Genomic DNA, 20,152 nt, shown 5'->3' with positions numbered 1-20,152 from the left:
CGTAGATCGTATGCGGTATTAGCGTAACTTTCGCTACGTTATCCCCCACTCCAGGGTACGTTCCGATATATTACTCACCCGTTCGCCACTCGCCACCAGAGCAAGCTCCGTGCTGCCGTTCGACTTGCATGTGTAAGGCATGCCGCCAGCGTTCAATCTGAGCCAGGATCAAACTCTTCAGTTTAATCTCTGTTACTTTGCCCTTTTACAGGCACCGTCATTGCTGACGGGTCGCTCACTTCAAAAACAACTGACAGGCCACTTCTTGCGAAGCGTCCTATTTCATTTATTTATTCGTGAACATTTGATATTTTAAGTTAGACGCCAATCCGAAGATCGGCGCTGCACTTGCATCAAATGCCCACACTTATCGACTGTTAATTGTTAAAGAACGGTATTCGGTACTGCTTATTTGCTACTCTCGCGCTATCGACAAAGCGTTGTGTTTGTCAGCTGCGAAGAAGGAAGAGTATGAAGCATTTCACTACATCCGTCAACTCCTTCTTTTCTCTCGTCTCACTCGGCATTTGCATGCGTCGTTCAGCGAGGGGGCGAATTATAGCCAAGCAACAGCGCGTCCGCAAGGGCCATTTATGGCAAGACGAACGATTTCACCAAGGTCAGCTCGCCGGCGGCCCGCATCGGCACCTGGAAGCTCTGCAGCTTTTCCCGCGGCGTACCTTCGTTGGTGATGATCGACAGGCGGGCGACGGTCAGCATGGCGGTGTTGTCGCCGCTGCCGTAGTAATTGACATAGGCATGATAGTTGCCCTTCAGGGGCGCGGCGCTGGAAAAGATTTCCGGGCCATAGCCAGTGGTCACGTCCACATCCAGTGCGCCGCCATCTTTCAAGACACGATTACCGTACCAGGCGTGGCCGCCGTCCGGCGTGACCACATGCAGATCGAGGTCGGTGCCGGCGCTGTCCCACGACAGCACGATACGCAAGCGCGCCTGTGTCTTGCCCTGGTAGCTGTCGACAAACTGGGTGCGCGCGCGGCTCCTGCCATCGGGCGAACGCACCTCCACGCTGTTCGAGCCGCTGCCAAAGCCATAGGGGCGGCCGTAACTGCCATCCTCGCCCACCTCCATCGGCATCGCCACGCCATTGACCACCAGGGTGGCGGGCTTGCCCTTGACGGCGCCGGCGATGCGCCCCCGTATCTGCGCCGTCTCGGCCTGGCCCGGCTGCAGGTTGACCGATGCGGCGGGGTAATTGACCGCTTGCGTATAGTCCTCGCGCGCGCCGGCCGAATTGCGCCAGCCGTTCTTCGGCGCATCGATGGTGACCTGGGCCTGCGCCCAGAGTGGCAATAGCATCAGGGGAATCGCGCAACGGATATAAAAATTCACAGAGCCTCCAGGTTAAGGTCGACGAGCCGGCGGGCTAGCCGCTCGACATATTCTTCGTCCTGGCCGCGCGGATGATGGCGCAGGCCAAGGTGCAAATATTCATGGGCCAAGGTGATGCGGTCTTCGCGCGTGGCCAACGGGCGCATGAAGATGCGGTTGCGCGACTGCTCCGAATACGGCGCGCCGCTGGACAGGGCACACACCAGCGGCGCTTGCGGCGGCGCCTCGTAGCCGGCCTCGCGCAACAGCACGCGTTGCCAGCGCGGCACCGACCGCGCCAGCCAATCCTCGTTCTGCGCCAGGCGACGGCAACGCGCGCCGGTATTGCCAACGGTGCTGAGCGCGCCGCCGGGATAGGCCGCCGCCAGCAATTCATCATAGTGCTTGCCCTGCTTCGCCTGGCGTACCGCCTCGCTCCACGCCATCGTACCCTCGGACGACTGGTTGCTGTGATAGCGCACGGTGACGCCATCGACGATCAGCTGGTCGGTCCAGCGCGCAATCGCCAGCGCCGCCGGCGTAGCGGGGCTGGGACTGACGCGCTGGGTCGCGCTGCTGTCGGCGATCTGCTGGCAGCCCGCCACCGTCACCGCGTTCTGCTGCAGATACGTGCGCGCGGCGATCGCCAGCGCCTTGGCCGCTTCCGCTTCATTCGCGCTCGCTTCGCGGTCGAGCACGCGCGCCACATATTCATTGACGCCGAAGCGGCCGCGCAATTGCGGGCGGCCGCCCTGCTCTTGTACCAGCATCAACTCGCCGCTGCTGCGCACGGCGAGATTCTGCCCATTCTCAAATTGCACATGGTAGCGGCCATTCAGCGGGCCAGCTGCGGCAACGCCACGCTCGCCGCGCACGGCGCGGATCGGATAGCGCTTGAAGTAGTCGACCACCACGCAACCGCCATCGTCGGCCGCGCCGACTTTCGGCAAGCTGGCGGCCAGCCTGGGCGCCCACTGTTCAAAGACATTGCTGCTGCCGCCTGCGCCGCCAAACCAGATCGGCGTGCCATCGGCCAGCCAGCCTGCCGCGCCGCCAATCCGTTCGTCTGCCCGGCGCTGCTCGTGCCAGGAATACGTCTTCACGCGCAGCTGGCTGCCGAACCAGCGCGCCGTACCAGCGCCGCGCCCACTGCGACCATCGAGCACCACGCGCAACAAGGCCGCTTCGGCGTCCACGCGGCTGGCGGCCGGTATGCTGTCCAACGCGCGCAGCAGACTGTCCAGCCGTACCAGCCGTCCCGGCGCCAGCTGGGCGGGGTCCGCCAGCCAGGCAAAGTCCCCTGCCGGCGCGCTACCTAAACGGGAGGTCCAGTATGTGCGCCACGGCGCGGCCGCGATCATCAGGCGCTGTGGAGAGAAGAAAGGGCCGCAGGACTGCGCCAGCGCCGCATCGTGGCCGATGCTCTGGCCCGCATCGCAGCAATATACTTCTTCCGGATCGCGGCCGCCGCAGCGGTAGTCGGGCATCGCCACCTTGTTATCGCTGGCGTAGACATACACGAACAGCTTCCACAGGCTGGCCAGCGGCACTTGCCGCGTGCCGTCAAACGGTGGAGGCACCGTTCCGCCCTGGCGCAACTGCCGCACCTCCATCTTGCCGTCGCGCCACCAGGCCACGTCCAATGAAGCCGACCAGGCAGGCATGGCCAGCAGCGTGGCAAGCATCAATGCTGGACGCACAAAGCGCATCACTCGACCTTCAGCGCGCGCGTGCTCTTGCCGCCGCCCTCGAGCGCTTTCTGCTCCGGCTGGTACATGCGGTAAAAGCGCGCCGGCGGCAGCACGTAACTGCCCTTCTGCGCGAAGCGCAGCAGATGGCGCACGGTCACGGCGCCTTCCAACGGCTCGACCGGCACCGCGTAACCGTCGCGGCGCTCCGTGTGGCGCGCGCGTTCCAGCGCGGCCGGCTTGTCGCCCGCCATGACCATGCCCCAGGTCGTCGATTCCACCATGGCGCCGGGCGGCAGCGCCACTTCCAGCAAGCCAAAGCGGTGTTTCGCGCCCGGCGCCGCTTTCAAGGTGATTTCATCGAGGTACAGCGCGTCCGTGCTGAGCGCCTCGCCCGGCTTGACCAGCTCCGTCGTGTAGCCGCCCTTGCCCGCCTTCATGCGCAGGATGCGACGTTCGACGGCGACCGGCAAGGTCTGCGCTTCGGCGGCATGGCTGTCGTACTGCACCACGGCCACCGTGCCGGCCGGCGCCGGTGCAGCGAGACGCAGTTTGTCAGGCAGGCCCTTGGCATCGCTCCACCGCCACAGCGGCTGGCCGCTGCGGCTATCGCGTTTTTGCCAGGCGCCGTCCAGCGCGACGGCCGGCCCCTTGCCGAACGATATGCCGCCCAGCTTCTTTTGCACCCACATCAACGTCATCGCGCGGTCCAGGGTCGGCATCTCGGCGCGCACGCCGGCCAGCACCGCGTCCGCCTGCGATGGCGGCACTTCGCCGGCCAGCATCAGCAAGGCTTGCGCCACCGGCGCTTTGGACTCGCGCAGCACCTGCCATGCGCTGGCCACTTGCAGCTGCAGCCCATGCGGCAAGACGATGCCATTCTGGCTGGCGACCAGCGCCACCAGGCCAAGGCTCATCGCTTGCGCCTCGCGGTCAGATGCCCCGCCCAGCAGCAGGCTGCCACTGTCGCCCGCCTGGCGCGGCTTGCCCCCCAGGACGGCGATGGCGCTGTCGTCCACCAGGCCCGCCGCCAGCGTCTGCGTGGGCAAGCCCATCTCGCGCGCCATCCACAGCACCAGCGCGCGGTCGCCCATCGCGTCCTTCAAGCCATGTTCGCCGTAGACGGCCAGCAGCTTGTTCCAGTGTTCGGGCGGCAGTTCGATGTGCAGCGCGCGCGCCGCGTACCAGTCGGCGTAATAGGCGTAGGCCGTCATCAAGGCATTGCCGGCAGTGGCGTTGCCCCACCAGCCGAAGACGGCATTCGGGCCGGCCATGGATACCAGGCGCAGGCGCTGCGCCGTCAGCAGCGTTTGCAGGGCGCCGGCGTCCGGCCCCAGGCTTTGCGTGGCCAGCGCCAGCGGAATCAAACGGCTTGCCGTCTGCTCCACGCAGCCATACGGATAGTCGATCAAATCGTCGGCAATGCGCGCGAACTGGCTGGCGGTTCCCTGCGCGAACGAGACGCGGAGATTGCGCGCATCCGCCGGCAGCTTGAGCGGCATGTCACCGGTCGCGCCATCGAGCGGCAGCACCAGCGAACGCGGGCTGCTCCAGGCGGCGGGCAGCGTCTGCATAGCGGTATCGAGTGCATCGACCACTTTGCCGTTCTGCTTCAGCTCCAGGCGCAGCGGCCCGCTAGCGCCAGCAGCGAGCTGGAACTCGACGTAATTGACACCCGGTTTGGCGGACAGCTTTTCCGTCTTCGGCTGCGCGCCGCCCGAGAGGACGACGTCGAGCGCCTGCTCCTTGCCCGTCTGATTGAACACGGCCACCGAGGCACGCGGCGCATCGCCGGCGCGCATCCAGTCCGGCGCGGTCCACTTGGCATAGAAGTTCTTGTCTGACCGCAGATAGGCGGTGCGCTGGCCCACGCGCCCCTGCTCATCCATCGCGCGGCCCGTGATGCGCCAGCGGGTCAGCGCGTCGGGCATGGTGAAGCTCACGCGCGCATTGCCGTTGGCGTCGGTCTTCAGCGATGGCGCCCAGTAGGCCGTATCGATATTGTCGCGGCGCGGACGTTCGAGCACCTTGACGCCCCGCTCGTTGTAATTGTGGCGCGCGGGCGCGCCGGCAGTGCGTCCCTGCGCCATGTCGTAGCTGATGAAAGACAGGCTGGCCGTGGTGCGCACGTTGTTGCGGCGCGGATGGTAGAAGAAGTCGCCGATGTCGGGCGCGATTTCCGGCTGCAGCACATAGATCATTTCATCGACCACGCCCAGCGCCACCAGGGTGCTCAGGGGCTTGCCGTCCAGGGTGGCCTTGACGTCCAGCGTGACCTTCTCGCCCGGCTGGTAGCTCTCCTTGTCGCTCTTGAACTGCAGCGCGATACGAGGCTCGATCACTTGCAGGCCGGCGTTCTCGAACACGAAATCGCCATTGCGCGTGTACGCCACCGAGAACGTCATGTTCGGGCCATGCTCTTCTTTTACCGGGATGCGCACTCTCCACTGCCGCGGCGCCACGCGCTTCGCCTGGTACCAATCCGCGGCGCCGGCCATCAAGCCATGGTGTTCCACCTTGTCGCGCTCGAGCGTCAGCAGCGCCTGATCCACCTTGTCGGAGAAGGTGATCAAGGCCTCGGCCGTGTCGCCCGGACGGTAGCGGGCGCGGTCCAGCACGATCTCGATGCTGCCCGGCGTCGTCTGCACGCCGTCACCAGCCACCCAGTGGCTGGCGGCGGCCAGCAGGTTGCCCCGTTCGTCGCGCAGCGCCAGCTGATACGAACCGGAGGCCGGGAATGTCACGTCCCAGCCCTTGGCAGCTGGATCGAAGGCGCCCTCGGTCTTGCTCTGTTTTTCCAGCTGCACCATCTCCCAGCGCACGGGCTTGGCCGCGCCCTGGCCATCGGCCAGCAAGTCGAAATGCACGGCCTGGCCCGGATCGGAAAACTGGCGCGTCGCCTTCAACTGATAGCTGCTGTTCGAGCGTTCGATCATCAGCTCGCGCGTCGCCTTGACGCGGTAGGCCGCGCCATCGGTCGCCAGCACGGTCAAGATGTAGCGCGACGGATCGGCGGCGGGCGGCAAGGTGAAGTCCACATTGCCGCTGCCGTCGCTCGTCACTTCCTCGGTCTTCAAGGCCACCGGGAACAGGCCGCTGTAACGCAGCTCCCCCTCGACCATGGTGTTTTGCTGGCCGCGCAGCGACAAGGTCATCTTCGCGTTTTTTACCGGTTTGCCATCGGGGTAGCGCAGCGCGATGCTACCCTTGACCGCCTCGCCCGTCTTGAATTCCGGTTTCGATGGCTGGACGTTGATTTCAAAGTGCGGCTTGACGTATTCGGCCACGCGGAAGGCCGCGCCATACACGCCATCCTTGTAGTTGAAGCGCAGTTCATAGCCGCCGGCGGTCGCTTCCGTCGGCAGGCGGAAGCGCGTGTCGGCGCCCGTATCGCCGGACAGCTGCAGCGTTTGCGTCAAGAGCGGCGTGCCGTTCGGATTGAGCACGGTCAGGCTGAGCGGTGCTGCGCTTGCTGCCTGCGAGGCGCGCGCCGAGGTGAATTCGCGGCCCAAAAACTTGACGTTGACCTCATCGCCGGGCCGGTACAGGGGCCGGTCGGTCACCGCATAAATCTTGGTGTTATAGATTTCGCTGTCATAGTAAAAATTCTCGGACACGAACACGCCGCCGGCGCCGTCCTGGCCCAGCACATACGTATGTTCAGGGCTGCCGCGTTCGAGCGAGGCGACGCCGTCTGCGCCGGTGACAGCCGACTGCAGCACGCCGGTGCCGTCCGTCCACGCCACGCTGGCGCCGGCCACGGCGGCGCTGTTGTCGCGCCGCGCCGTCCATACCAGCATCTGGCCGGACGAGACCTTGGTGACGGCCACCGTGTCCGACACGAACACCAGAGTGGTGGCGCGGTGCTCGCCGATGATCGCCTCGACCAGATACAGGCCCGGCTTGCGCTTGCCCAGCGGGATCATCACGTTGCCGGCGCCGGCGACGATGAAGTCGCTGCTGGAGCCATCGAGCTTGACGCCTTTTGGCGGCGCGATGGCCTTGGCTTGCCAGATCGGATAGCGGAAGCTGTCGACCAGTTCCATGCCCTTGATCGGCTTGTACTGCGGATGGTTGGCGAATACGGTCGGCTTGCGGATGGCGTCATTCGTCGCCAGCTGCGGCTGTTCTTTCGTGACCGCGCGGCGCGCCTCACCGGAAAACAGCTTGCGCCAGGCCAGGCGCGACTGCTTCCACCAGCTATCCCACAGAAAGCTCAAGGTGTTGGCCAGGCCTTCGCCCTGGTAATTGCCCTCGACCTGGATACGGTGCAGATTGCGCTGCTTTTTCAGGAATTCCATCGGTTCGGGCACGCGGTAGACGACGATGTCGGCGCCCGAATACGCTTCCAGGTTCATGCGCCCCATGTCGCGCCCGGGCACCTCGAGCCGCACGCGCGCTTCATCAAGACTGCCGTAGCTGGCGTCCGACAGCAGGAAGAAAGGCTCGCCCTTGAAGGTGGCGTAGTTGCTCGGTTCGCGTTCCTGCGCCGAGGCGCCGCCAATGAGGACCAAGGCCAGCAGGCTGGCAAAGAACAGCTTCATGACAAAAATCGGCTTCATGATAAAAACGCCAGCCGGAACACGCCGGCGAAATTCGGATTGTTGACCACAGGTTGCCACCGCGTGTCCTTCCAGCTCGTGAGTTCTTTGATATCGACGGTCCGCAGACCATTGTCGTCGGGGGTGACGGTGCCGGTGTGGTAGGCGATGCGCGCCCCCATCCAGACCATCAGGTGCTGTTCGTCGCCCTGGTCGAAAAACAGCAGGTCGCCGGGCAGCGCCTGGCTGATTTCGCGGGCGATGAAACGGCTGTTGTGCTGCACCAGCGCCAGCGCCGTGACGAAGTGGCCGACACTGCCGCCCGTCTGCACCCAGCGGTTGCGCAGGGCTGCCTGGCTTGCATCGAGTTCCAGCTCGGGCGGCAGGCGCCGGTCGCTGGCGATGCCGTTCGCGCGCAGCCATTTCGCGTCATGCACGGTGAGCGCTTCGTTGACGGCGAAGCGCACCAGGCCGGCGCAATCGCGGTGCGTCCAGCGCGGCGACGGCCCCCGTTCGATCTGCGCATTGACGATGCGCAGCATCCAGGCCTGGAAGGCGCGGCTCTGGGCTTGCGACAGCTGCACTTGCCCCCCGGCAGCCGCGCGCAGGGCCCAAGCCTTGGGTGCGGCGACAGCGGCGACGCACACCGCCAGCGCAGCGCGCCGCCCATGCGACACCGTCATCGCGCCGTCTCCTGCCATTCCAGCGTTTCCCATGACGTGCCGCTGGCTGGCTGCCGCTTGAGCACCATGCGCAGCGCGGGATATTTTTTCAGGGCGTCCAGGCGCGGCACCATGTGTTCGTTGGCGGCCGCGCGCAAGACCGGTTCGTTATTCGCCGGCAGGGTGTCGAAGGCTTCCAGCTGGATCAGGCGGGCCAGCGACGCCGGCGCGATCAGGCCGATGGTGCGCGCGCCATCGGGCAGCAGGTCGCTTGCGGCCGGCGCCTGCTTGCGGCGCACGGCCAGCACCTGGTCGACCAGCTTGCCGTCGGCGGAGAAGACAACCGTATTGCCGGCCACGGCCAGCGCCGGCGTGGACTGGCCCAGTGCCGTGGCGACGCTGCGCTCCCAGCGCACGAACTCACCTTTGGCGTCCTTGCCGGTGGTCTTGCGCACGGGGTCCTTGCCGCCGATGGCCGCCGCGAACAGGCTGCCATATACAGCGTCGTCGCCGGCCTGCGCGCTGCGCGTGGCCACGAACACGGGTGTATGCAGCCGCGAAGTGCCGTACCAGCACGCGGCGGCGGGGCCTTGCAAGTGGCCGGCCAGCGGCGCCACCGGCTCGGACGCCTTGTCGCCCAGTCGCTTGAGCACGGGCTGCAGCGCGGTCCAGTCCACCGGCACGCTGAAGCAGGCGCTGGGGTTATGCGGCAGCACGGGCCACAGGGCGCTGCTGTCATAGGCAGCGTTTTTCAGTTTATCGGCATTGAGCAGCACCTTCGATTGCCAGGTGCCCTGTTGAAAATCGAAACGCAGCGCTTCGAGCGCGCCAAAGAAGGGCTGGTAACCGAACGACAGGAAGTCGGCCTTGACGGCGATGCTGTGGCCCTCGGGCGCGGCGCCGTCGAGATGAAATTGCGCATGCAAGACGTTTTGTTTCGCCGGCTCCGGCGCCAGCAGGTTGGCCACTATTTTTTCAGCCGTGCCATCGCCATGCTTGCCGTCGCTGCCGCCGTACAGCATGCCGGGATGGGACAGGATGACCAGGCGCTGGCCGTGCGCGGCAAACAGCAAGGTGCGCTGGTAGGCATAGTTCAGCGCATACACGGGCACCTGGCCGCCATCGACGCGCAAGCTGCCGGCCACGCGCATCTGCGTATCCTTCAAGGCGATCTTGCCCGCTTCCTCGAGCAGGCGCGTCAGCTGGCTGCGCGAGACGGAGATGGCGAAATGCTTGAGCGAGCCGTCGGCGTCGCGCCACAGGGCCACTTCCGCCGGCTGGTCCAGCACCATGCGCAGCAGCTGGTCGCCCCAGCCCAATTCATGCTCATAGGCGATGCGGCGCAGGCTGCCCTTGAGCCCCAGCCGGTCTTCGCTCTGCTCGTAATAGAACAGGAAATCCTCGCGCAGCACGTCGCGCGCCAGCGGCACCGTCAGCAGGTCGCGCGGCAAGGCCGACAGGCTTTTCGTCCGGACCAGCGCGTCGGGCCGGGATAAATCGAGCTTCAGGCCGTTGACCGGCCCCAGCGCGCCCCAGCCGAAGACCCGGTAGCCGACCAGCGCGGCCGCCACCACGGCCACGCCGGCCAGCGCCCCGACCAGGACTTTTTTATTGAGTACTTTTTTCGCCAGCACCTTGTATCCCTTTTAGCCTGCCGTAGCATTGACAAGTTAGTAATTGTTGACAAATGGTAACATGGCATTGGCAGCCGCAGCGCACAGCTGACGTGACAGCGTAAAATAGCGGTTTCGCCGATTCAACCGCTCCCATGACCATCCTGCTCTCCACCCTGAACGCCCGCTATACCCACGCCTCGTTGGGATTGCGCTATCTGCTGGCCAATATGGGGCCGCTGCAGGCGCAGACGCGGCTGCAGGAATTCGTCATCGGCACCAAGACCACGGAACTGGTCGAGCGCATCCTGATCAACAAGCCGCGCATCATCGGTTTTGGCGTGTATATATGGAACGTCGAGGAAACGACGAAACTGGTGGCCATGCTCAAGCGCGTGGCGCCCGAAGTCATCATCGTGCTGGGCGGGCCGGAAGTGTCGCATGAGGCGGGCGAGCAGGAAATCGTCAAACTGGCCGACTACCTGATCACGGGCTGGGGCGATGTCACCTTCCCCAAGCTGTGCGGCGAGATCCTCAACGGGCCGAAGCCGCTGATGAAGATCCATGCGGGCGTGCAAGCCCCGCTGGCGGAACTGCAGCTGCCCTACTCCTTGTATACAGACGACGATATCCGCCACCGCACGATTTACGTGGAAGCGTCGCGCGGCTGCCCGTTCAAGTGCGAATTCTGCCTGTCGGCGCTGGACAAGACGGCCTGGCCCTTCGCCCTGGAGAATTTCCTGGCCGAGATGGAATCCCTGCATGCGCGCGGCGCGCGCCTGTTCAAGTTCGTCGACCGCACCTTCAACCTGAACATCAAGACCAGTCTGAAGATCATGCAGTTCTTTTTAGACAAGATCGAAGCGAATCCCAACGATCCCATCTACGCCCACTTCGAGCTGGTGCCCGACCACTTGCCCGACGCCTTGAAAGAAGGCATCAGCAAGTTCCCGCCCGGCGCGCTGCAGTTCGAGATCGGCATCCAGAGTTTCAATCCGGACGTGCAATCGCTGGTCAGCCGCAAGCAGGACAACCAAAAGGCGGCCGATAACATCCGCTGGCTGTGCGAGGAATCGAACGCCCACTTGCATGTGGACCTGATCGCCGGCTTGCCGGGCGAGGATGAAGCGAGCTTCGCGGCCGGCTTCAACAAGCTGGTGGCCCTGAAACCGCATGAAATCCAGTTCGGCATCTTGAAGCGGCTGCGCGGCACGCCCATCATCCGGCATACGGAAAACTATGGCATGGTGTTCGACCCGCACCCGCCGTACACCATCCTGGCCAATAAACAGCTCGATTTCATGAGCATGCAGCGCCTCGTGCGCTTCGCCCGCTACTGGGACCTGGTGGCCAACTCGGGCCGCTTCGCCAATACGGTGCAATGGATGCTGGGCGATGCACCGTTTGAAAACTTCATGGATTTTTCGAACTGGCTGTATGCCCACACGGACGCCACCCACCGCATCGCCATGGAGCGCCTGGCCAAGCTGGTGGCGCAATGGCTGCAGACGCGCGGCATGAGCGCGGCCGAGGCCAACGCCCTGCTGGCCAGCGACTATGCGGGCGGCGCGCAGGCGGCCGCGCACGCCAAGACCAGCGAAGTGAGTACTAACAACACCAAGGTGCGCCCGGACGTCGCCCTGCCGCAGCGGCAGGCGCGCCACCTGGCGTCCTGAGGGGCCGGCGATTGAACAGCGGTGGCGGTCTGCGCCATTCTCCCTTAAACTGGCGCGATGCCGACTGTACAATCGCCGAAACTGACCCTCTCCCAGACCAGCTCCCAACAGGGAGCCCTTGTCACTGCCAGCGGCACCTGGCAGGTGCACGCACTGGCGCATGACAATGCCATCAAGGCCATCGAGGCCCAGCTCAAGCCCTTGCAGGGCGATACCAAGGCGCAATGGGATTTGTCGGCCATCGACAGCATGGACCATATCGGCGCCCAGCTGTTCTGGAATGCCTGGGGCAAGCAGCGCCCTGCGCAGCTGACCCTGGCGCCATCGCAGGAAGAGTTTTTCCGGCGCATCGAAGAGACGGGGCCGCTGCAAACGCCGCCGTCGCGCGCCAACCGCCTCACGCCCGTGATGAAGCTGGGCATGGCCATTTTGCTGTTTTTCGAACATTTGAAGGGCTTTATTGCCCTTGTCGGCCAGGTGACGCAGGATATCGGCCGCTTCGCGCGCCACCCGATGCGCGGGCCGTGGCGTGAAATTTCCGCCAATATCTTCCATGCGGGCTTCCAGGCGCTGGGCATCACGGCCCTGGTCGGCTTTCTGATCGGCGTCGTGCTGTCCTATCTGTCCGCGCAGCAACTGCGCGCCTTTGGCGGCGACATCTACCTGGTCAACCTGCTGGGCATGAGCGTCATCCGCGAACTGGGGCCGCTCCTGGCAGCCATTCTCGTGGCCGGCCGCTCCGGCTCGTCCATCACGGCGCAGCTGGGCGTCATGCGCGTCACGGAAGAGCTCGATGCCATGCTGGTGATGGGCATTTCGCACGGTTTCCGCCTGATCATGCCAAAAGTGCTGGCCCTGGCCATTTCCATGCCCCTGCTCGTCATCTGGACGGATACGGCCGCGCTGATCGGCGGCATGGTGGCGGCCAAGGTGGAACTGAATCTGTCGGCGCGCTACTTCATCCAGAAGCTGCCCGATGCCGTGCCGCTGGCCAACTACATGATCGGCCTGGGCAAGGGCGTGATCTTCGGCATGCTGATCGCCCTCGTCTCCTGCCACTTCGGCCTGCGCATCAAGGCCAACACGGAAAGCCTGGGGCGCGGCACCACCACCGCCGTCGTCACGGCCATTACCGTGGTGATCCTGGCCGACGCCGTGTTCGCCATCGTCTTCAATGGAGTGGGCTACTGATGGCGGACGACACCGATATCGCCTGCGGCACCGGCAAGGAAGGCCAGTTCAACCTGCACGGCAGCGCGCCCGTGGTGGACATCACCAATCTGTGGACCAAGTTCGGCCGCACCGTCGTGCACCAGGACTTGAACCTGGAAATCGAACGGGGCGAAATCCTCTCCATCGTGGGCGGCTCCGGCACGGGCAAGACGGTGCTGCTGCGCCAGATGCTGGGCCTGGAACATCCGGCACGGGGCTGCGTCAAAGTCTTTGGCGAAGATATCAACAAGGCAAGTTCCGACCAGCTGCAGCAGTTGCGCAACCACTGGGGCATGCTGTTCCAGCAAGGCGCGCTGTATTCAGCCCTGACCGTGTTCGACAACGTGGCCCAGCCCATGCGCGAATTGCGCGTGCTGCCCGAAGCGCTGGTGCATGACGCGGTATTATTAAAGATGAACATGGTGGGCCTGGGCCCGGAACATGCGCTCAAGATGCCGTCTGACTTGTCGGGCGGCATGATCAAGCGCGTGGCCCTGGCCCGCGCCCTGGCGCTGGAACCGAAGCTGCTGTTCCTCGACGAACCGACGGCGGGCCTGGACCCGGACTTGTCGGAAAGTTTTGTCGCCCTGATCCAGTCACTGCACCGCGAGCTGGGCTTGACAGTGGTGATGGTCACGCATGACCTCGACACCTTGTTCGCCCTGTCCACGCGCATCGCCGTGCTGGCGGAAAAACACGTGATCGCCATCGGGCCCACGCGCGAGGTGATCGAAGTGGACCACCCGTTCATCAAGCAATTTTTCCTCGGCGACCGCGGCAAGCGCGCGCTGGCCGTCCTCGATGAAAAACAGGCGGCGGACAAGGCGGCACAGCCAGGCGACGACGCCGGCACAGACACGAAAGCGGAGAAGTAATGGAAAACAGATCACATGCCCTGATGACGGGATTTTTTACACTGACACTGCTGGTGGCCGCCATCCTGTTCGGCGTCTGGTTCAACCGCGATCGCGTGGAAAGAGTCCCGTATTTGCTCGCCACCACCCTGTCCGTGCCGGGCCTGAACCCGCAGGCGACCGTGCGCTACCGGGGCCTGGAAGTGGGCAAGGTCGACGCCATCGACTTCGACACGCAAAAGGCGGGGCAAATCCTCGTGCACATCAGCGTGGCGCCCGACACGCCCGTCACCAACACCACCTTTGCCACGCTCGGCTACCAGGGCGTGACGGGCATCGCCTACATCCAGCTCGACGACGAGCACGTGGGCTCGAAACTGCTGGGCACCAGCAAGGACAAGCCTTCGCTGATCCCCCTGCGCGCGGGCTTGCTCGACCAGCTGGAAAAACGGGGCAAGCGCATCCTCGACCAGGCCGAGCAGATCACCAATAAAGTGAATAATTTGCTCAGCCCCGAAAACCAGGCCGCCATGCTGGGCGCCTTCACTGAAGTGGGCAAGGCGGCCAAGGCCTTTGGCGCCATTCCCCAGCAGCTGGAACCGACCCTGACGCAATTGCCGCAACTGACGGAACAAACGCGCCAAACCTTGACGGCGGTCAGTACTGCCAGCAAGAACGTGTCGGACTTGACGGCCACGTGGAAAAAACTCGGTAACGACATCCAGGCGCCCGGCGGCGTGCTCGACAAGGTCAATGGCACGGTCGACCGGGTGGGCAATTCCGTGGAAACGGTGGCGAATGGCGTGTCCCTGGAAGTCTTGCCGCAAGTAATCGAGCTGAGCGGGGAGGCGCGCTCCTCGATGCGCGCCCTGAAAACCACCATGAGCACGCTCAATGAACAGCCGCAGAGCATCTTGTTCGGCGCCCCAGACATCCCGCCCGGCCCGGGCGAGCCCGGTTTTTCGGCGCCCGGCAAATAAGGAGAACACAGCATGCCTATCCCACGCCATCTCACCGCACTCATCCTGGCCGGCGCTTTCCTGCTGGGCGGCTGCGCCAGCCGCGGCCCCGTGCCCACTTTCTATGATTTCGGCCCGGCCGCGCCGCCGGCAGCCGCGCAACCGGCCGCGCCAGCCGTGCCCGTGCTGGTGATCGCCGACGCCAACGGCCCTTCCTGGCTCGACAGCCAGCGCATGTATTACCGCCTGCTGTACGCCGACGCGCAGCAATCGCGGCCCTACGCCTACAACCGCTGGAACACGCCGCCGCTGCAACTGCTGAGCCAGCGCCTGAAGACGCGGGTGGCGCAAAGCGGCGTAAAAGTGCTATCGACCACGGACGCGGCCGCCGGCATCCCGCTGCTGCGCATCGACGTCGATGATTTTTCGCAAGCGTTTGACACGCAGACGCAAAGCAGCGGCCATGTGTCGTTGCGCGCCTCGCTGTTCCGCGGCCACCGCCTGATCGACCAGAAAACCTTCAGCCGCAGCGGACCGGCCGGCAGCGCCGACGCGCAAGGCGGCGCGCAGGCGCTGGCGGCGGCATCGGACGCCATCGCCGCCGACCTGCTCAGCTGGCTGGGCACGCTGAATATCCCGAAAGAATGACCGACCCCGCATCCCCCGCCAGCCCGGCGGCGCCGCTGCCGCCCGTCCGTTCCTCGCCCGTGTCGCGCGCGACCCTGCTCGCCTACGTCTTCCTGATCGTCTACGCGAGCTGGTTTCCCTTCACTGGCTGGCACAGCAATGGTCTGTCGCCGCTGACGTTCCTGGAAAACACGCGCATGCCCCGTTACTGGACGGGCTTCGATGTCGGCGTGAATATCGTCGGCTACATCCCGCTGGGCGCGCTGATCGTGTATTCGCTGTTTCCAAGGATTACTGGTTTCTTTGCCGTTATCGTTGCCAGCCTGTGCGGCATGCTGATTTCCGGCAGCATGGAAGCCGTGCAAACCTATTTGCCCAGCCGCGTGTCGTCGAACCTCGATTTCTATACGAATGCGGCCGGCTGCTGCATCGGCTCCATCTTCGGCGCCTTGACGGCGCGCAAGCTGCTCGACCATAGCCATCTGTTCCGCTTGCGCCAGCGCTGGTTTGCCCAGCACGCCAGCCAGGGCCTGGTGCTGGTGGCCCTGTGGCCGCTGGCGCAGATCTATCCGCAAGGCTATCTGTTCGGCCTGGGCCAGTTGCTGCCCATCCTGTCGGACTGGCTGTCGCAGCTGACGGGCATCGACATCGACCTGGCCGCGTATCTGCGGCCCGACGTGATCTTAACGGTCGAGCAATATTGGCTTTCGGAAACGATTATCACGGCCTGCGGCATGACGGGCGCCGTGCTCACCTTGCTGTGCCTGCTGCGCCGCGCCGCGCCACGCGCCATCCTGATGCTGACCCTGATCGCCGCCGCCCTGACCGTGCGTTCGATGGCCAGCGCGCTGCTGTTTTCGCCCGAAAATGCCTTCGTCTGGATCACGCCGGGCGCCCAGGGCGGCTTCCTGATCGGCCTGATCATGCTGGGCGGCCTGGCCTTCGCGCCGCATGTGGCGCAGCGCCGCATCGCGGCCGCCACCTTGCTGCTGAGCCTGGTGATGGTGAATACGACGCCGATCAACCCGTATTTCATGTCAACCTTGCAAGGCTGGGTACAAGGCAAGTTCCTCAACTTTAATGGCGCGGCGCAATTTTTGGCCTTGCTGTGGCCCTTCGTGGCCCTGTGGTTCCTGTGCCTGCCCTCGCACCGCCTGAACCGGCAGGACGATGTGCAGCGCCAGCGTCGCGAAGACCACCCATAAGCGCTATCATGGCGCATTGATGAATCAGCAGGAGCACAGTATGAGCGACGCACCGTATTTTGAACGCCACGTTTTTTTCTGCATGAACAAACGTGAAGATGGCCGCAACAGCTGCGGCGACCATGGCGCGGAAGCGGCGCAAAAGCATTGCAAGCGCCGCATCAAGGAACTCGACATGAATGGCGCGGGCAAGATCCGCATCAACCAGGCCGGCTGCATGGACCGCTGCGAGGAAGGCCCGCTGCTGGTGATCTACCCGGAAGCGACCTGGTACACCTATGTCGACACCAGCGATATCGATGAAATCATCGATACCCACCTGGTGGGTGGAAAAATAGTCGAGCGCCTGAAGATTTAATGCCAATTTAAGAGATAGCCACCAGTATGAGCATCATGAACAGAAACTCGGAAAAATTTACCCTCGCCGGCCATGCGGGCAGCATGGAAGGCTTGCTCGATTTCCCGGCAGACACTCCGCGCGGCATCGCCCTCGTTGCCCATCCGCACCCGCTGTACGGCGGCACGATGGACAACAAGGTCACGCAAACCCTGGCGCGCGCGTTTGTCGCCCTCGGTTACGTGGTGGCGCGCATCAATTTCCGCGGCGTGGGCGCCTCCGAAGGCGTACACGACCATGGCGCGGGCGAGACGGACGACATGCAGTTGCTGTATGAACACATGATCGGCCTGTACCCGGGCTTGCCCGTGGCCTTGTCCGGCTTCTCGTTCGGCACCTACGTGCAATCGAAACTGCAGGAACGCCTGGCCGCCGCCGGCACGCCCGCCGAGCGCCTGGCGCTGATCGGCAGCGCGGCCGGCAAATGGGCCATGGCCGACATTCCGGCCGACACTATCTTGATCCACGGCGAACTGGACGACACGATTCCCCTGTCCGCCGTCTTCGACTGGGCCCGTCCACAAGACATTCCCGTGATCGTGATCCCCGGCGCCGACCACTTTTTCCACCGCAAGCTCAACCACATCAAGAACCTCGTGATTGCGCTGTGGCATGGTGACAAACCCGCAATCGCAGCAGATGATCATTGAAGTGTGGGCTTACTAGCGCCTCCACGGCTATAATTGATCCGTTTTTTCCACGCGGCCACGTACGCAGCAACTGCGTGGCCCTCAGCCTTCATCTTTTTCGCAGACCAGCCTCCATGAAAAAACTTTTAGCGGCACTGGCCTCCAGTGTACTTTTCCTATCCGCCGCCTACGCGCAAACCGTTCCAGCCCCGACCATCGCCGCCAAGTCCTGGCTGCTGCTTGACGCCACCAGTGGCCAGATCATTGCTTCGCAAGATCCGGACGCGCGCATCGAGCCGGCCTCGTTGACCAAGATCATGACGGCCTACCTGACGTTTGCCGCCATCCGCGAAAAGAAACTGGCGCTGGACCAGAAAGTGAACGTGTCCGTGCGCGCATGGAAAGTCGATTCGAGCAGCTCGAAGATGTTCATCGACCCGGCCACGCCCGTGTCGATCGACGACTTGCTGCACGGCCTGATGATTCAATCGGGTAACGACGCGGCCGTGGCGCTGGCTGAAGCCGTTGCCGGCGATGAAGGCACCTTCGTCGTGCTGATGAACCGCGAAGCGCAACGCATGGGTCTGAAAAACACGCGTTTTGCCAATCCGCATGGCTTGCCTAGCCCCGATAACTATTCCACGGCACAAGACTTGTCCGTGCTGGCCAAGCGCGTGATCGCCGACTATCCGGAATTCTACAAAATCGATTCCATCAAAAGTTTCACATACAACAAGATCACCCAGCCTAACCGCAACCGCCTGCTGTGGCTGGACCCGACCGTCGATGGCATGAAGACGGGCCACACGGAAGCGGCCGGCTATTGCATGATCGCCTCGGCCCGCCGCCCAGGCGGCACCGGCGAACGCCGTTTGATCTCCGTGGTGCTGGGCACCTCGTCCGATCAGGCCCGTACGCAGGAAAGCCAGAAGCTGCTGAACTGGGGCTTCCAGAACTTCGATACGGTCAAGCTGTACTCGAAAGGCCAGGCCGTGGCCACGCCGGAAGTGTGGAAGGGCTCGAAAAGCACCGTGAAAATCGGCTTCGCCCGCGACGTGCTCGTCACCGTACCAAAAGGCACGGCTGCCAAGATGAAACCTGTGCTGGAACGCAAGGACCCGCTGGTGGCGCCATTGGCTGAAAACGCCCCTGTCGGCAAGCTGAAAATGATGGTCGACGACAAGGTCCTGCTGGAACTGCCTGTCGTGGCGCTGGAACCGATCAACCAGGCAACGATCTTCGGCCGCGCCTGGGATTCGATGCGCCTGTGGATGAAATAAGCCGTCAACATTCCCCATAAAAAATGCCCGCAGATGCTGCGGGCATTTTTTTCGTCTTGCGCTACGTCAAATTACTTCAGCGGCGCATCCTTCAGGTGCGGCTGGCGTGCCACGGGCGGGAAGGTGCCATGGCGACCTGCGGCAAAGGTCGCTTCCGTCTGCGACGCCGCCACCGGCACGGACAGCTTGCGCACCTTGGCCACCTGCGCCGCCGTCACGGGCGTGCCGCGGTTGCCCCAACTGGTCTGGATGAAGGTCACTACCTGCGCGGTTTGCTCATCATTGAAAATGTCGGCATACGGCGCCATCGTCAGCGCCGACGGCGCCGTGCGCGTGGCCGGTACGGCGCCGCCCGACAGCACGATGTTGATGGCCGAGGTCGGATCGTTCGTTTGCAGCACGGCATTACCGGCCAGCGCAGGGAAAGCCTTGTCGTAGCCCTTGCCGTCGGAACGGTGGCAACCGGCGCAGCGGTCCAGGTACAGTTGCGCACCCTTGGAGTTGACGATGCCGCTGAACAATTGCTTGCCCAGCTTGTCGTCCGCCACGAAGGCGGGCGTGGCCGGGTTCGACGGCGGCAACGATTTCAGGTATTTTGCCATCGCCGCCAGGTCGCCATCCGTCATGTGCTGCATGGAATGGGCCACCACGTCATTCATGGCGCCAAACGACGCCGTATGGCTGTTGCGGCCCGTTTTCAGGAATTCGGCGATCTCGGCTGCGCTCCAGCGCGCCAGGCCGCCGCCATGCTCATTGCGCAAGGAGGGCACGGACCAGCCGTCGATCACGCCGCCGCCCGCCAGGAAGGTGGTATTACCCTCATCCGTCAGCGATTTTTCCTGCATGCCCACGCCGCGCGCCGTGTGGCAGGCGCCGCAGTGGCCCAGGCCCTGCACCAGATAGGCGCCGCGCAGCAATTGCGCGTCGCCCGTCACTGGCACCTTGTAGGGCTGCGGCGTGGGGCCAAACGCCCAGCGCCAGATGGTCAACGGGAACCGCATCGACAGGGGCCATGGAATGTCGGCCGCCTTGTTCGGCGTCGGGTCCGCCTTCACGCCATGCATGAAATAGGCGTACAGCGCCTGCATGTCCGCCTCGCTCAGGCGCGAGTACGACGGATACGGCATGGCCGGATACACGGTGTAGCCGTGTTTCGTCACGCCGGTGCGCATCAGCTTGTCGAAATCGGCAAAGCTCCAGTCGCCGATGCCGGCCTTCTTGTCGGGCGTGATGTTGGTGGAATACACCTTGCCGATCGGCGTTTCCATGCCCAGGCCGCCGGCGAACGGTTTACCCTGCGTGCCGGCCGTGTGGCAGGCGATGCAGTCGCCGGCGCGGGCCAGGTATTCGCCCTGGCGTATCAGTTGGGCGTTCGGAGGGGTGGCGGTGGCCGTGGTGGCAGACCAGGCAGTACTTGAAGCGAGCGCCAGCAGCAGCGCGCCCACGGTATGGGTGAATGTGTTGTTCATCTTCTTGT

General features: G+C 64.1%; 15 protein-coding genes and 1 rRNA gene. 9 read left to right on the top strand and 7 right to left on the bottom strand.

Annotation, left to right across the window (positions count from 1 at the left end; all coding sequences use genetic code 11):
• The 6 genes from AC0V2Y_RS10040 to AC0V2Y_RS10015 all read right to left on the bottom strand — a co-directional run.
• Positions 1 to 184, bottom strand: a 16S ribosomal RNA gene (locus AC0V2Y_RS10040); the annotation flags it as partial.
• 407 nt (positions 185 to 591) lie between these two features.
• A complete protein-coding gene (locus tag AC0V2Y_RS10035; RefSeq protein ID WP_475415107.1) occupies positions 592 to 1,320 on the bottom strand; it encodes a YfaP family protein in 729 nt (242 codons plus the stop codon).
• 29 nt (positions 1,321 to 1,349) lie between these two features.
• Positions 1,350 to 3,017, bottom strand: coding sequence for a DUF2300 domain-containing protein (locus tag AC0V2Y_RS10030; protein ID WP_475415108.1), 1,668 nt, complete (start codon positions 3,015 to 3,017; stop codon positions 1,350 to 1,352).
• A gap of 23 nt (positions 3,018 to 3,040) precedes the next feature.
• Positions 3,041 to 7,582 carry an alpha-2-macroglobulin family protein gene (locus AC0V2Y_RS10025; RefSeq protein WP_475415109.1) on the bottom strand — a complete coding sequence of 1,514 codons (4,542 nt, stop codon included), beginning with the start codon at positions 7,580 to 7,582 and terminating at the stop codon, positions 3,041 to 3,043.
• Complete coding sequence (locus tag AC0V2Y_RS10020; RefSeq protein ID WP_475415110.1) at positions 7,579 to 8,277, bottom strand: DUF1175 family protein; 699 nt, start codon at positions 8,275 to 8,277, stop codon at positions 7,579 to 7,581. The genes AC0V2Y_RS10025 and AC0V2Y_RS10020 overlap by 4 nt, the downstream gene beginning before the upstream one ends.
• Positions 8,241 to 9,857 carry a DUF2138 family protein gene (locus AC0V2Y_RS10015; protein WP_475415111.1) on the bottom strand — a complete coding sequence of 539 codons (1,617 nt, stop codon included), beginning with the start codon at positions 9,855 to 9,857 and terminating at the stop codon, positions 8,241 to 8,243. The genes AC0V2Y_RS10020 and AC0V2Y_RS10015 overlap by 37 nt, the downstream gene beginning before the upstream one ends.
• Before the next feature lie 134 nt (positions 9,858 to 9,991).
• Here AC0V2Y_RS10015 and AC0V2Y_RS10010 point away from each other — a divergent pair, with 134 nt between their 5' ends.
• The 9 genes from AC0V2Y_RS10010 (at position 9,992) to AC0V2Y_RS09970 (ending at position 18,675) form a co-directional block, all read left to right on the top strand.
• On the top strand, positions 9,992 to 11,512 hold the full coding sequence (locus tag AC0V2Y_RS10010; protein ID WP_475415112.1) for a B12-binding domain-containing radical SAM protein: 1,521 nt from the start codon (positions 9,992 to 9,994) through the stop codon (positions 11,510 to 11,512).
• Positions 11,513 to 11,569: 57 nt separating this feature from the next.
• Complete coding sequence (locus AC0V2Y_RS10005) at positions 11,570 to 12,703, top strand: MlaE family ABC transporter permease (protein ID WP_121670653.1); 1,134 nt, start codon at positions 11,570 to 11,572, stop codon at positions 12,701 to 12,703.
• A complete protein-coding gene (locus AC0V2Y_RS10000; protein ID WP_475415113.1) occupies positions 12,703 to 13,599 on the top strand; it encodes an ABC transporter ATP-binding protein in 897 nt (298 codons plus the stop codon). Before AC0V2Y_RS10005 ends, AC0V2Y_RS10000 begins: the two co-directional genes overlap by 1 nt.
• Complete coding sequence (locus AC0V2Y_RS09995) at positions 13,599 to 14,558, top strand: MlaD family protein (protein WP_475415114.1); 960 nt, start codon at positions 13,599 to 13,601, stop codon at positions 14,556 to 14,558. The genes AC0V2Y_RS10000 and AC0V2Y_RS09995 overlap by 1 nt, the downstream gene beginning before the upstream one ends.
• A 12-nt stretch (positions 14,559 to 14,570) precedes the next feature.
• Positions 14,571 to 15,185 (top strand): ABC-type transport auxiliary lipoprotein family protein, encoded by a 615-nt coding sequence (locus AC0V2Y_RS09990; RefSeq protein ID WP_475415115.1) that lies wholly within the window; start codon positions 14,571 to 14,573, stop codon positions 15,183 to 15,185.
• Complete coding sequence (locus tag AC0V2Y_RS09985) at positions 15,182 to 16,369, top strand: VanZ family protein (RefSeq protein WP_475415116.1); 1,188 nt, start codon at positions 15,182 to 15,184, stop codon at positions 16,367 to 16,369. The genes AC0V2Y_RS09990 and AC0V2Y_RS09985 overlap by 4 nt, the downstream gene beginning before the upstream one ends.
• A 40-nt stretch (positions 16,370 to 16,409) precedes the next feature.
• A complete protein-coding gene (locus AC0V2Y_RS09980) occupies positions 16,410 to 16,727 on the top strand; it encodes a (2Fe-2S) ferredoxin domain-containing protein (protein WP_034781335.1) in 318 nt (105 codons plus the stop codon).
• 35 nt (positions 16,728 to 16,762) lie between these two features.
• Positions 16,763 to 17,416, top strand: coding sequence for an alpha/beta hydrolase (locus AC0V2Y_RS09975; protein WP_475415117.1), 654 nt, complete (start codon positions 16,763 to 16,765; stop codon positions 17,414 to 17,416).
• Between the two features lie 113 nt (positions 17,417 to 17,529).
• Positions 17,530 to 18,675, top strand: a complete 1,146-nt coding sequence (locus AC0V2Y_RS09970) for a D-alanyl-D-alanine carboxypeptidase family protein (RefSeq protein WP_475415118.1) — start codon at positions 17,530 to 17,532, stop codon at positions 18,673 to 18,675.
• Between the two features lie 71 nt (positions 18,676 to 18,746).
• Here the strand turns inward: AC0V2Y_RS09970 and AC0V2Y_RS09965 are convergent, their stop codons facing one another.
• Complete coding sequence (locus AC0V2Y_RS09965; protein ID WP_475415119.1) at positions 18,747 to 20,144, bottom strand: cytochrome c; 1,398 nt, start codon at positions 20,142 to 20,144, stop codon at positions 18,747 to 18,749.
• Positions 20,145 to 20,152 lie beyond the last annotated feature (8 nt).

It is taken from the genome of Janthinobacterium sp. BHSEK, from assembly GCF_056174685.1.
This window is presented reverse-complemented; position numbering and strand designations above follow the sequence as displayed.